The sequence below is a fragment of the Pseudomonas sp. ACN5 genome (assembly GCF_002303975.1).
GTDB classification, from domain to species: Bacteria; Pseudomonadota; Gammaproteobacteria; order Pseudomonadales; family Pseudomonadaceae; genus Aquipseudomonas; species Aquipseudomonas laurylsulfatiphila.
Map to the genome: position 1 here is coordinate 602,430 of NZ_MRCP01000001.1, position 11,839 is coordinate 614,268.

The following is an 11,839-nucleotide window of genomic DNA, read 5'->3' on the forward strand; positions in this document are numbered from 1 at the left end:
TGTTCAATAGCCTGGCGAAAAAACGGATAACTCCTACATTTGAGTCGGTCGTTTTCCTGCGTCGTCGTGGCGCCGTTTGACTGGTAGAATCGCCCGTCGATTTTTCTGGAGTTTGCCGTCGTGATCACTTCCCGCCTTCGCACCCTGCGTGACCATATCCGTTGGGCCGTCAGCCGCTTCCATGGGGAGGATCTGTTTTTCGGCCATGGCACCGACAATGCCTGGGACGAAGCCCGTCAACTGGTGCTGGGCGCGCTGCACCTGCCGTGGGAAATCGCCGACAGCTACCTCGACTGCAATCTGGAAGAAGACGAAGTGGTTCACCTGCAGCTGCTGCTCAAGCGCCGCATCGAAGAGCGCGTGCCAACGGCCTACCTGCTGGGCGAGGCCTGGTTCTGCGGCATGTCGTTCATCGTCGATCAGCGTGTGTTGATCCCGCGTTCGCCGATTGGCGAGCTGATCGAAAACCGTTTTACCCCGTGGCTGGCCAACGAGCCGGCGCGGATTCTCGATTTGTGCACCGGCTCCGGTTGCATCGGCATTGCTTGCGCCTACGAGTTCCAGCATGCCGAAGTGGTGTTGGCGGACCTGTCGTTCGAAGCGCTGGAAGTGGCCAACCAGAACATCGAGCGCCATGGTGTCGATGAGCGCGTGTACACGGTGCAGGGTGACGGTTTCGAGGGCTTGCCGGGACAACGTTTCGACCTGATCGTGTCGAACCCGCCCTACGTCGATTCGGAAGATTTCGCCGACATGCCGGACGAATACCAGCACGAACCGGAATTGGGCCTGGCGTGCGGCGATGACGGTTTGAACCTGGTGCGTCGCATGCTTGCCGAAGCGGCGGATCATCTGACCGAGAAAGGCTTGCTGATTGTCGAAGTGGGCAACAGCCAGGTGCACGTCGAGGCGTTGTACCCGGAAGTCGACTTCGCCTGGCTGGAGTTCGAGCGCGGTGGTCACGGTGTGTTCATGCTGAGCGCGCAGCAGTGCCGGGAGCATCAGGCGTTGTTCGCTTCCCGCGTTTGACCCTTGTAGGAGCGAGCTTGCTCGCGATGGAGGTTAACGATGACGCGCTTATTCTGGATAAACGCGTCGCCCTCAAGTCCATCGCGAGCAAGCTCGCTCCTACAAAGTACGAGTGCGCCGCGCGCTCAAAATTTTAACGGTGCGTGGCAATCCAGATCAGCAACCCCGCCTGAAACACCGCAAACGCCACCAGGCACGTAATGGTGAAACGCAGTCCGGCGTCTTCGCGTTTGTATTTGCTGACCTTCTCTTCGTGTTTCTTGAGTTTGACTTCCTGCTCGGCCAGGTTCTGCTCGGCTTGCTGGAGCATCTGTGCCGCCTCGAGAATCTCCACGACCTGCAGTTTTTCGCTGTTCCAGTCCCCCGCGAGGTCGCCGACCTTGACTGCTTTGACGCTGCCTTTCAAATGCTGGGCATCGGCATACACCACGTCGAAACCGTGCACACGCAAAAAATGATCGCGGCGCTGGCGGGTGTCTTCGTTGAGCGCTTCCTTGTTGTTCAGGTCAAAGCCGTCGACGGTGTAGGTGGGCCAGCGCTTCTTCGCCCAGTTGATGCCTTGGGCAGCCATGAATCGGCCGATGCCGCGGTTCAGCGGTTCGACCTGCAAACCGCTTTCCGGTCCGAAATGCATGCGCTTTTCCGCGTGATCGACCCACACATCCAGATGATTCTGTTCCTTGCGCACGCGCTGGGCGGGCAGGGTGATGCTCATGCGCATCAGGCTGCGCGCCTTGTCGTTGCGCTCGGCATAGCCGAACTCGACAAAGCGCAATGGGCGCCCGCCTGTATTGCGATCAGTCTTCAGCGGTGCCAGACGGAGCATCTTGTGGTGCTCGACGTGGACGTCCGCCCAGGGCAGCTCGACCGCTGGCGGTGCTTCTGTTTCAGCGGGGTTGTCGGGTGAAGTCTGGGTGTCAGTCATAACGGCGAGATCCTGTCCAAGCTCAGCTTGTTGCCAACCAATGTGTTGGCGACAAAGGCTTATCGGCCGTTTTTCCCAAGACTGGAGGGTAGGAGGTGTTATCAACTATTTTTCACGCCGTGAAAACGGGTTGATAACACCCCCAGTAGCGCTTAACTGGTGCGAAGTCCGTCGATAAACCCAAGGATTCGCGTGCCCAGTTCCGCCGCCAGAGGCAATTGCGGGTCCTTATAGGAAGCCAGCTGGCGTTTGACGTCGTTGGGCACGATGCGCATGACGTGGTTCATGCCCTCGATCAGGGCCAGTTCGGCGTCCGGTTTGGCGGCCTTGAGCAGCCTGGCGTCATTGACGCCGACCTGGATGTCGTTGCTGCCCTGGATGATCAGCGCTGGCATCTTCAACCTGGCAAACGCTGCAGCCGGTTCCTGGCGGAACAGGGAAATCAGGTACGGCTGCACGCTCGGACGGAAAATGGCCTGCAAGGGGGGCGGCACATTGTCATCGGGCTTCCCGGCCTTGAGGCTGTCGAGCAACTCATTACTGCGCAGTAATAACGGCGGTGGCAGGCGATTGCCCAGTTGCTGGCGGATCACCTGATCGACCGGTCGCGCGCTACCCGAGACGGAAATCACCGCATCGGCGTCGATGGTTGGCGCGGCCAGGCTGGCGATCAAGGCGCCTTCGCTGTGTCCGAGCACGATCAGTTTGCCGAAACGCGGATCAGTCTTGAGCTTCTGGCCCCAGGCCTCGGCGTCGGAAACGTACGCGTCGACCGTCAGATTGCGTTCGTCCGGCGTCGCGGCCAGGCTTGCTGCAACACCGCGTTTGTCGTAACGCACACTGGCGATGTTGTGTTTGGCCAGCACCCAGGCCAGGCGCTTGAGGCTGTCGTTACGTCCGCCGTCAGGGTTGTTGCCGTCGCGATCCGTAGGGCCGGAGCCGGAAATGATCAGGACAACGGGTACCGGGTTGTCGGACTTGGGCAGCAGCAAAGAGCCGAAAAGCTCGCCGGTGCCGGTGTCCAACGTGATCGGCCGTTGCAGGACAGTCGCCTGGGCGAAGCCGGAAATCAGGGTAAGGCTCAAGGCTAGAACTCGCAGCATCATCACGCCATCATCAAGAAGATGCCGGTTGGACTCACAGGCACCCATAAGGTTCGAGGATGAACTACTTGGGTAGCCTGCGTATACTGGCGCGCATTACGTATTCAGGTTCATTTCACGGAGCGTCCTGCATGTCCGGCAATACCTACGGCAAGCTGTTCACTGTCACCACCGCGGGCGAAAGCCATGGCCCGGCGTTGGTCGCCATTGTCGATGGCTGCCCGCCGGGCCTGGAGATATCCCTGGAGGATCTGCAGCGTGACCTGGACCGCCGCAAGCCCGGCACCAGCCGCCATACCACCCAGCGCCAGGAAGCCGACGAAGTCGAAATTCTCTCTGGCGTGTTCGAAGGTCGCACCACGGGTTGCGCCATCGGTTTGTTGATTCGCAACACCGACCAGAAGTCCAAGGACTACTCGGCGATCAAGGATCTGTTCCGCCCGGCCCACGCCGACTACACCTACCACCACAAATACGGCGAGCGCGACTACCGCGGTGGCGGTCGCAGCTCGGCCCGTGAAACCGCGATGCGCGTCGCGGCCGGTGCGATTGCGAAAAAATACCTGGCCAGCCAGGGCATCGTGATTCGCGGCTACATGAGCCAGCTCGGGCCGATTGAAATCCCGTTCAAGACCTGGGAATCGGTCGAGCAGAACGCCTTCTTCAGCCCGGACCCGGATAAAGTGCCGGAACTGGAAGCCTACATGGACCAGTTGCGCCGCGACCAGGATTCGGTCGGCGCGAAAATCACCGTGGTGGCCGAAGGTGTGATGCCAGGCCTGGGGGAACCGATCTTCGACCGTCTCGATGCCGAACTGGCCCATGCGCTGATGAGCATCAACGCGGTCAAAGGCGTGGAAATCGGCGCCGGTTTCGCCAGCGTCGCCCAGCGCGGCACCGAGCATCGCGATGAAATGACCCCGCAAGGTTTCCTCAGCAACAACGCCGGCGGCATTCTCGGCGGTATTTCCTCCGGGCAGCCTATCGTTGCGCACCTGGCGCTGAAGCCGACGTCGAGCATCACCACGCCGGGCCGTTCCATCGACATCCATGGCAACCCGGTGGAAGTGATCACCAAGGGCCGTCACGACCCGTGCGTCGGTATCCGTGCCACGCCGATCGCCGAGGCGATGATGGCCATCGTGCTGATGGATCATCTGCTGCGTCACCGTGGGCAGAATGCCGATGTGCGTGTGAGCACGCCGGTGCTGGGTCAGCTGTAAATGGCTGACCTCCTGGTCGCAGCCGTCTGATGGCGACTGCGGCGCTCCCGTACTGGCGGCTCTCCAGTTTCTATCTGTTCTATTTCGCCTTGCTCGGTTCGACAGCGCCGTTTCTGGCGCTGTATTTCGATCATCTGGGATTCAGCGCCGCACGCATCGGCGAACTGGTGGCGATCCCGATGCTGATGCGCTGCGTGGCGCCGAACATCTGGGGCTGGCTGGGCGACTTCACGGGGCAGCGGCTGGCCATCGTGCGTTTTGGCGCGGTGTGCACACTGCTGACCTTCTCGCTGATTTTCGTCAGCAAGACCTACGCCTGGCTGGCGATGGTCATGGCCTTGCATGCGTTCTTCTGGCACGCGGTGTTGCCGCAGTTCGAAGTCATCACCCTGGCGCACCTGCAGGGGCAGACCGCGCGCTACAGCCAGATTCGTCTGTGGGGATCGATCGGTTTCATCATCACCGTGGTCGCGCTGGGCCGGCTGTTCGAATGGCTGAGCCTCGACATCTACCCCGCGGCGCTGGTGCTGATCCTGGCCGGCATCGTGCTCAGCAGCCTGTGGGTGCCCAATGCCCAGCCGACGCCGGGCAACCGGGTAGCGGGGGAAGGATTCCTCAAACAACTGCGCAGCCCCGGGGTATTGGCGTTTTACGCCTGCGTGGCGCTGATGCAGATGAGCCATGGGCCGTATTACACGTTTCTGACCCTGCACCTCGAGCGGCTGGGCTACAGCCGCGGCGTGATCGGCATGCTCTGGGCGGTCGGCGTGGTGGCTGAAGTTTTGATGTTCTTGGCCATGAGCAGGATCCTCACGCGCTTCTCATTGCGTCGGGTACTGATGGCCAGTTTTCTGCTGGCGGCGTTGCGCTGGCTGTTGCTGGGCTCGCTGGCGGAGTTTCTCTGGGTGCTGTTGTTTGCCCAGGTGTTGCACGCGGCGACATTCGGCAGCTTTCACGCCGCTGCCATTCAATTCGTGCAACGTAGCTTCGGTGCGCGCCAGCAAGGTCAGGGTCAGGCCCTGTACGCCGCCCTGGCCGGCACTGGTGGCGCAATGGGCGCCTTGTATTCCGGCTACAGCTGGAACGCCCTTGGCGCCTCATTGACCTTTAGTATTGCCAGCCTCGCAGCGCTCGCGGCTGCCGTTATCATTGCCACATGTATGCAAGAGGACAGGCCATGAGCCTTACCCGTGAACACCTCGCCCAGGAAATCATCGACGCCGGGCGTTTTCTCTATGGCCGCGGTTGGTCGCCGGCCACCAGCAGCAATTACTCGACCCGTCTGTCGCCGACCGAAGCCTTGCTGACCGTCTCCGGCAAGCACAAGGGCCAGTTGGGCATGGACGACGTGCTGGCCACCGACCTGTCAGGCAATAGCCTGGAGCCGGGCAAGAAGCCGTCCGCCGAAACCCTGCTGCACACTCAGCTTTACAGCTGGCGGCCCGAGATCGGCGCGGTGCTGCACACCCATTCGGTGAATGCCACCGTACTGTCACGCCTGACGCCGCAAGACTTCATCGAATTCGAAGACTACGAACTGCAAAAAGCCTTCAGCGGTGTGACGACCCACGAGTCCCGGGTGCGTGTGCCGATTTTCGACAACGACCAGGACATTGCGCGCCTGGCCGCCAAGGTGCAGCCTTGGCTGGACGCCCATCCCGATTGCGTCGGCTACCTGATTCGTGGCCATGGCCTGTACACCTGGGGTGCGCGTATGAGCGATGCCCTGCGGCAGATCGAGGCCTTTGAATTTTTGTTCGAGTGCGAGTTGAAGATGCGCTCGCTCTTGAACGTTAAAGCATGAACCGTTAAGGAGTTGCCCTGATGAGCAGCCTGTCCGTTTATCACGTCTCCAGCCCTGAAATCCCCAACAAGGTGCTGACCCATTTCGAAGACATCGCCTCGACCCTGGCTGAACAAGGCGTGCGCTTCGACCGTTGGCAAGCCGCCACCCGGCTTCAGCCGGGCGCCACTCAGGAAGAAGTGATTGGCGCCTATCAAGCGCAAATCGACCAGCTGATGACCGAGCGCGGTTACATCACAGTCGATGTGATCAGCCTCAACAGCGATCACCCGCAAAAAGCCGAACTGCGCGCCAAGTTCCTCAACGAGCACCGCCATGGCGAAGACGAAGTACGATTTTTTGTCGCCGGCCGTGGCCTGTTTACCCTGCACATCGACGATTACGTCTACGCCGTGCTGTGCGAGAAAAACGATCTGATCTCGGTGCCGGCCGGTACCAAACACTGGTTCGACATGGGCGAGCACCCGCATTTCATTGCAATCCGCCTGTTCAACAACCCGGAAGGCTGGGTGGCCAATTTCACCGGTGAAGACATCGCCAGCCAATTCCCGCGTCTGGAGGACTGAGTCGATGCCGATCAAAGCGATTCTCACCGACATCGAAGGCACCACCAGCGCGGTGAGTTTTGTCTTCGACGTGCTGTTTCCCTATGCCGCCAAACACCTGCCGGCGTTTGTTCGTCAGCAGGCCGGGCGCGCTGACGTCGCCGAACAACTGGCCGCCGTACGCCGCGACAGCAATGAGCCGGACGCCGACGTCGAACGGGTCGTCGAGATCCTGTTGGGCTGGATTGCCGAAGACCGCAAGGCCACGCCGTTGAAAGCGTTGCAGGGCATGGTCTGGGAGCAGGGCTATCAGGCCGGGCAGTTGCAGGGTCACGTGTACCCGGACGCCGTCGAAGCGCTCAAGCGCTGGCATCAGGATGGCTTTCAACTGTTTGTTTATTCGTCCGGCTCTATCCAGGCCCAGCGGCTGATCTTCGGCTGTTCGGTGGCGGGGGACCTGACGCCGCTGTTCAGCGGCTACTTCGATACGACTTCGGGGCCAAAGCGCGAGGCGCAGTCCTACGCCAACATCACCCAGGTGATCAACCTCGAGGCGGGGCAGATTCTGTTTCTGTCGGATATCGTCGAAGAGCTCGACGCGGCGCGCGCGGCAGGAATGGCCACTTGCGGCCTGGCTCGCGAAGGTGGGGAGCTGGCGGGGCATGTCACCGTGGACAGTTTTGCGCGGATCGATCCCGCTAATTTCTAAACGCCACAAACCCCTGTGGGAGCGGGCTTGCTCGCGAAAGCGGTGTACCAGTCAACGTTGATGTTGACTGACACTCCCTCTTCGCGAGCAAGCCCGCTCCCACATTGTTTTTTACAGCGAGTGATAAGTCGGCAACGCAAACCGTTGCTGGCTTTGCAGCAAGGAAATCTGCGGCAGTTCACTGGCTTGTTCGGCGAGGTCGCGGCGAATCGCACTGATGACCCACGTCAGTTGGTCGCCGTTGTGCAATTGCTGGTAGGAAATCGAGCGTTTGAACTCTTTGCCTTCGCCGCCGCTCAGGGTCAGCAGGATCCCGCCGTCAGGACGGGCCTGGGTGGTGACCTTGTAGTTGGAGAACAGGGACGTAAATTTTTCCTGGATCAGGCTCATGTCGTTCAGCTCCGTGATGACTTGAATGGCGTGGAGAGACCGTTGCAGCCTTTGTGCCAGTGTTTTTATTTGAGAAATATCAATAAAAATCAATGGCTTACTGTTTCTTGTGATTTTTGCATTCGTGCAATCTGCATGAATGGCCATCGTGCATCCTGCATTTTGCGAGGTCGCTCGGCGATTCGATGGAACCATTGTTCATGGCAGGGTTCACGCGGGGCATCGTATCGACCGTGGATCAGATCGTGGATCAAGATCGCGGATACAAAACATTTCAAAAACCGCGTGTACAGCTCAAGAACCGTTGACGTATTTTCGGCCTCAGACATCGCCGCCCGACAATAAAAAAACAGCGAACGGGAGCATCATGAGCCGCACGTCGAACGACACGATTACCTGGGGCATGATGCTCCGCAAGCTGCCTTCCATCGCTAAAGCCATCCCCCGGGTGGTCAAGGGCATGAAGGCCGCCAACGTCAAGGACCCGACCCAGGCGTGTGGTTTGGGCTGGAGTTTCGAACAAGCCACATTGCGCAACCCGGATGGCCCGGCGCTGTTGCAGGACGACGTCACGCTCAGTTACTGCGAGGTCAACCAGTGGGCCAACCGCATCGCCCATCACCTGATCGGCCAAGGTATCGGCAAGGGCGACGTGGTGGCGGTCTTCATCGAGAACCGCCCGGAACTGCTGGTGACGATTCTGGCGGTGGCCAAGGTCGGCGCGATCAGTGCCTTGCTCAATACCTCGCAGACCCGCGATACCCTGGTGCACAGTGTGAATCTGGTGGCGCCGGTGGCGATCGTTGTCGGTGAGGAGCTGGTTCCGGCGTATCTGGCGATACGAGATCGGGTGGCGATCCAGTCTGCCCGAACCTGGTTCGTCGCCGATCAGGACACCTCTCGCCAACCGGGTATCGCGCCTGAAGGGTTCATCAACCTGATGACTGTCAGCCTCGACGACGCCTGCGATAATCCGGCCAGCAGCCGGCAGATTTTCTTCGACGATCCCTGCTTTTATATCTACACCTCGGGCACCACGGGGCTGCCCAAGGCCGGCGTGTTCAAGCATGGCCGCTGGATGCGCAGCTGCGCGAGCTTCGGCATGATCGCGCTGGACATGCGCCCGGAGGATGTCGTCTATTGCACCTTGCCGCTGTACCACGCCACGGGCCTTTGCGTGTGCTGGGGCTCGGCCGTCAGTGGTGCCAGCGGGTTCGCCATCCGCCGCAAATTCAGCGCCAGTCAATTCTGGAGCGACGTACGCAAATACCAGGCAACCACCATCGGTTATGTCGGCGAACTGTGCCGCTACCTGGTCGATCAACCACCGAGCGCCAACGACAGCCGGCACGATGTGAAGAAGATGATCGGCAACGGCCTGCGTCCCGGCGCCTGGAACGAGTTCAAGACCCGCTTTGCGGTGAATCACATCTGCGAACTCTATGCCGCCAGCGACGGCAATATCGGGTTCACCAACATTCTCAATTTCGACAACACCATAGGTTTTTCCCTGATGTCCTGGGAACTGGTCGCGTACGACCACGACAGCGGGGCGCCGATTCGTCAGGCCAATGGGCTGATGCGCAAGGTCGCCAAGGGCGAGCAAGGGTTGTTGCTGGCAAAAATCGACGACAAGGCTCCGCTGGACGGTTACACCGACCCGCAGAAAACCGCCAGGGTCGTGCTTGAGGATGTGTTCGATAAGGGTGACCGCTACTTCAACACCGGCGACCTGTTGCGCAACATCGGCTTTGGTCATGCGCAGTTTGTCGACCGCCTGGGCGACACCTACCGCTGGAAGGGGGAAAACGTGTCGACCACGGAGGTCGAGAACATCCTCCTGCGGCACCCGCATATTTCCGAAGCCGTGGCCTACGGCGTGGAAATCCGCAACACCAATGGCCGGGCCGGGATGGCCGCGATCACGCCCGCCGAATCCCTGGCCACCCTGGACTTCAGCGAATTGCTGGCCTTTGCCCGTGAGCAAATGCCGGCTTATGCGGTGCCATTGTTCCTGCGGGTGAAAGTGAAAATGGAAACCACCGGGACTTTCAAGTATCAGAAGACCCGGCTCAAGGACGAAGCCTTCGACCCGGGTAGAACCGGTGATGATCCGATCTATGCCTGGCTGCCGGGAACCCAGACTTACGTGCAGGTCACGGAGCAGTTGTTGTCCGACATTCACGGCGGCAAGTACCGCTATTGAATCTGGCTATGGCCGCCCATGAGAAAAAACAAGTGACAGTGCCGGGACCGCTCGGGAAACTGTCGGCTTTTACGAATGACAGAAAAGGGAGTGCCCAATGTCAGACAAAAGCCGCCAGATGACCCCCGAAGAAGCCGCCGAATTTGCCGAACAGGTATTCAACAAGGCACGGGAGGGCGATGCGGCGATGATGGCCGCGCTGCTGACCAAGGGTTTGCCGCCGAACCTGCGTAACCACAAGGGCGATACCTTGCTGATGCTGGCCGCGTACCACGGTCATGTGGACACGGTGAAAGTCCTGCTGGAGCACAAGGCCGATCCGGAGATCCGCAACGACAACGGCCAGAGCCCGATTGCCGGCGCCGCCTTCAAGGGTGACCTGGCGGTGATCAAGGCCTTGGTCGAGGGCGGCGCGCAGGTTGAAGGCTCGTCCTTCGATGGCCGCACGGCGCTGATGATGGCGGCGATGTTCAACCGCGTCGAAGTGGTCGACTACCTGATCAGCAAGGGGGCCGACCCGCAGGCCAAGGACGCCAATGGCATCACTGCGCTGGAGGCTGCCAGGACCATGGGGGCTGCCGATACGGTTGCGCAACTGGAAAAACTGCTGGGCTGACGTTGAACCCTTTGGCGAGGGAGCTTTTGTGGCGAGGGGGCTTGCCCCCGTTCGGCTGCGAAGCAGTCGTAAAGTCAGCATATGCGGTCTTTCTGATGTACCCCCAATTGAATGTTTCGGGGCCGCTTCGCGACCCAACGGGGGCAAGCCCCCTCGCCACAGGTCCGCATTTCCCTCATTAATGCGCTATCCTTCGCGCCCTCAAAATCCCCCTCGCTACAGGATCCTCCCCATGAAAGCCGCACTCGTCGAACTCATCAGCAAAATCAGCTCCGGGTGCATGGGCGAAGACGAAATCCTCAAGGTCGCAGACGAAGCGGCCCAGGCCTACGCCGATCCGCAGGCTTTTCTGAGCGCCAATCCGGACATCAACTACGACGAAACCTTCCCGATCCCGTTGGGTGAATGGGTGGTGGTCGGCAGCCTGCCGGAAACGGTGCTGTTCCAGGCTGACACCTACATGGACCTGTTCGCGCAGATCGTCGCCTCGTTCGGCCCGGGCGTGGAATTCAATCTCAAGCCCAAGCAACTGGCCAAGACCGAAGCCTTGACCGCGCTCAACCGCATCCAGGTGCAAATGAGCAGCCTGAACAAGGAAAACGGGGGCTACACGCTGATGAACTTCAGCCAGTTGCTCGATGACGAATTGCAGGTGGTGCTGGTGTACGGCAATGACGTGCCCCGCGTGCTGCAATTGTGCGCAGAAACCGGCATCGCAGCCGCGCCCGCCCTGGAAGCCCTGAAAGTGGCGATCCACGTCTGATAGCCAAATACTGTCAAATCAAAGGGAACCCTCACGACGACCGTCTATCCTAAGAGGGCAAATCACTCTTCAGGAGCGTCACCATGGGTTCCACGTTCAACAGCCTGGTTGCCTTGATCATTTTTGTCCTGGACATCTGGGCCATCATCAACGTATTCAAAAGTAGTGCCGGGACCGGGATGAAAGTCCTCTGGGTACTGTTGATCGCACTGTTACCGGTGCTGGGGCTGATCATTTGGGCTATCGCCGGGCCGCGGGGCAACGTACGGGCCTGAACAAGCGGCACTGAACCTGTGGGAGCGGGCTTGCTCGCGAAAGCGGTGAGTCAGTCAACATCGATAGTGACTGGCACTACGCCTTCGCGAGCAAGCCCGTCCCACAGGATTGTGGCAAGTCGAACAAGTGAGGTTCGACCTGTCATGTTCCGCAACGTAGAATGCGCGCCTTTCCCGGTCATTCGAGACAAACGAATGGCCATCATGGGCGGGTAACCGTCCGTTGCCACCCGCATTCATCGGAGCACTTC

Annotated in this window: 13 protein-coding genes; 10 read left to right on the forward strand and 3 right to left on the reverse strand. The window is 60.1% G+C overall.

Features of this window, described 5'->3' with window-relative positions; translation table 11 throughout:
- The first annotated feature begins 120 nt into the window (after positions 1 to 120).
- Positions 121 to 1,029, forward strand: coding sequence for a 50S ribosomal protein L3 N(5)-glutamine methyltransferase (gene prmB / locus BSF40_RS02920; protein ID WP_095964021.1), 909 nt, complete (start codon positions 121 to 123; stop codon positions 1,027 to 1,029).
- 133 nt (positions 1,030 to 1,162) lie between these two features.
- Here the strand turns inward: prmB and BSF40_RS02925 are convergent, their stop codons facing one another.
- Entirely contained in the window at positions 1,163 to 1,954 is a 792-nt protein-coding gene (locus tag BSF40_RS02925; protein ID WP_095964022.1) for a hypothetical protein, read from the reverse strand.
- Between the two features lie 152 nt (positions 1,955 to 2,106).
- Entirely contained in the window at positions 2,107 to 3,105 is a 999-nt protein-coding gene (locus tag BSF40_RS02930; protein WP_095964023.1) for an alpha/beta hydrolase, read from the reverse strand.
- Between the two features lie 83 nt (positions 3,106 to 3,188).
- Between BSF40_RS02930 and aroC the strand changes: the two genes are divergently transcribed.
- Genes aroC through mtnC form a run of 5 tightly spaced genes read left to right on the forward strand, consistent with a single transcriptional unit; the run spans position 3,189 to position 7,338 of the window.
- Positions 3,189 to 4,280, forward strand: a complete 1,092-nt coding sequence (aroC, locus tag BSF40_RS02935) for a chorismate synthase (RefSeq protein ID WP_085716874.1) — start codon at positions 3,189 to 3,191, stop codon at positions 4,278 to 4,280.
- Between the two features lie 29 nt (positions 4,281 to 4,309).
- Positions 4,310 to 5,461: an MFS transporter gene (locus BSF40_RS02940; protein WP_095964024.1), complete on the forward strand. Its 1,152-nt coding sequence runs from the start codon at positions 4,310 to 4,312 to the stop codon at positions 5,459 to 5,461.
- Entirely contained in the window at positions 5,458 to 6,084 is a 627-nt protein-coding gene (locus BSF40_RS02945) for a methylthioribulose 1-phosphate dehydratase (protein ID WP_095964025.1), read from the forward strand. Before BSF40_RS02940 ends, BSF40_RS02945 begins: the two co-directional genes overlap by 4 nt.
- 20 nt (positions 6,085 to 6,104) lie before the next feature.
- Positions 6,105 to 6,650, forward strand: a complete 546-nt coding sequence (locus BSF40_RS02950) for an acireductone dioxygenase (RefSeq protein ID WP_007974895.1) — start codon at positions 6,105 to 6,107, stop codon at positions 6,648 to 6,650.
- 4 nt (positions 6,651 to 6,654) lie between these two features.
- A complete protein-coding gene (gene mtnC, locus BSF40_RS02955; protein WP_095964026.1) occupies positions 6,655 to 7,338 on the forward strand; it encodes an acireductone synthase in 684 nt (227 codons plus the stop codon).
- A 111-nt stretch (positions 7,339 to 7,449) separates the two neighbouring features.
- Here mtnC and BSF40_RS02960 read toward each other — a convergent pair whose 3' ends face one another.
- Complete coding sequence (locus tag BSF40_RS02960; protein WP_095964027.1) at positions 7,450 to 7,728, reverse strand: DUF3509 domain-containing protein; 279 nt, start codon at positions 7,726 to 7,728, stop codon at positions 7,450 to 7,452.
- A gap of 367 nt (positions 7,729 to 8,095) precedes the next feature.
- Between BSF40_RS02960 and BSF40_RS02965 the strand changes: the two genes are divergently transcribed.
- The 4 genes from BSF40_RS02965 to BSF40_RS02980 all read left to right on the forward strand — a co-directional run bounded on the left by BSF40_RS02965 (position 8,096) and on the right by BSF40_RS02980 (position 11,588).
- A complete protein-coding gene (locus BSF40_RS02965; protein WP_095964028.1) occupies positions 8,096 to 9,934 on the forward strand; it encodes a long-chain-acyl-CoA synthetase in 1,839 nt (612 codons plus the stop codon).
- Between the two features lie 97 nt (positions 9,935 to 10,031).
- Entirely contained in the window at positions 10,032 to 10,550 is a 519-nt protein-coding gene (locus tag BSF40_RS02970; RefSeq protein ID WP_015096102.1) for an ankyrin repeat domain-containing protein, read from the forward strand.
- Positions 10,551 to 10,782: 232 nt separating this feature from the next.
- The gene (locus tag BSF40_RS02975; protein ID WP_095964029.1) at positions 10,783 to 11,313 is read left to right on the forward strand and encodes a hypothetical protein; all 531 of its coding nucleotides are present in this window, start codon (positions 10,783 to 10,785) and stop codon (positions 11,311 to 11,313) included.
- Between the two features lie 83 nt (positions 11,314 to 11,396).
- Positions 11,397 to 11,588: a PLD nuclease N-terminal domain-containing protein gene (locus BSF40_RS02980; RefSeq protein WP_095964030.1), complete on the forward strand. Its 192-nt coding sequence runs from the start codon at positions 11,397 to 11,399 to the stop codon at positions 11,586 to 11,588.
- Positions 11,589 to 11,839 lie beyond the last annotated feature (251 nt).

Bases quoted from the DNA above. Each gene is read 5' to 3' on its own strand.
- BSF40_RS02925 (WP_095964022.1), bottom strand. From the start codon at position 1,954: ATGACTGACACCCAGACTTCACCCGACAACCCCGCTGAAACAGAAGCA.
- BSF40_RS02930 (WP_095964023.1), bottom strand. From the start codon at position 3,105: ATGGGTGCCTGTGAGTCCAACCGGCATCTTCTTGATGATGGCGTGATG.
- aroC (WP_085716874.1), top strand. From the start codon at position 3,189: ATGTCCGGCAATACCTACGGCAAGCTGTTCACTGTCACCACCGCGGGC.
- BSF40_RS02940 (WP_095964024.1), top strand. From the start codon at position 4,310: ATGGCGACTGCGGCGCTCCCGTACTGGCGGCTCTCCAGTTTCTATCTG.
- BSF40_RS02945 (WP_095964025.1), top strand. From the start codon at position 5,458: ATGAGCCTTACCCGTGAACACCTCGCCCAGGAAATCATCGACGCCGGG.
- BSF40_RS02950 (WP_007974895.1), top strand. From the start codon at position 6,105: ATGAGCAGCCTGTCCGTTTATCACGTCTCCAGCCCTGAAATCCCCAAC.
- mtnC (WP_095964026.1), top strand. From the start codon at position 6,655: ATGCCGATCAAAGCGATTCTCACCGACATCGAAGGCACCACCAGCGCG.
- BSF40_RS02960 (WP_095964027.1), bottom strand. From the start codon at position 7,728: ATGAGCCTGATCCAGGAAAAATTTACGTCCCTGTTCTCCAACTACAAG.
- BSF40_RS02965 (WP_095964028.1), top strand. From the start codon at position 8,096: ATGAGCCGCACGTCGAACGACACGATTACCTGGGGCATGATGCTCCGC.
- BSF40_RS02970 (WP_015096102.1), top strand. From the start codon at position 10,032: ATGTCAGACAAAAGCCGCCAGATGACCCCCGAAGAAGCCGCCGAATTT.
- BSF40_RS02975 (WP_095964029.1), top strand. From the start codon at position 10,783: ATGAAAGCCGCACTCGTCGAACTCATCAGCAAAATCAGCTCCGGGTGC.
- BSF40_RS02980 (WP_095964030.1), top strand. From the start codon at position 11,397: ATGGGTTCCACGTTCAACAGCCTGGTTGCCTTGATCATTTTTGTCCTG.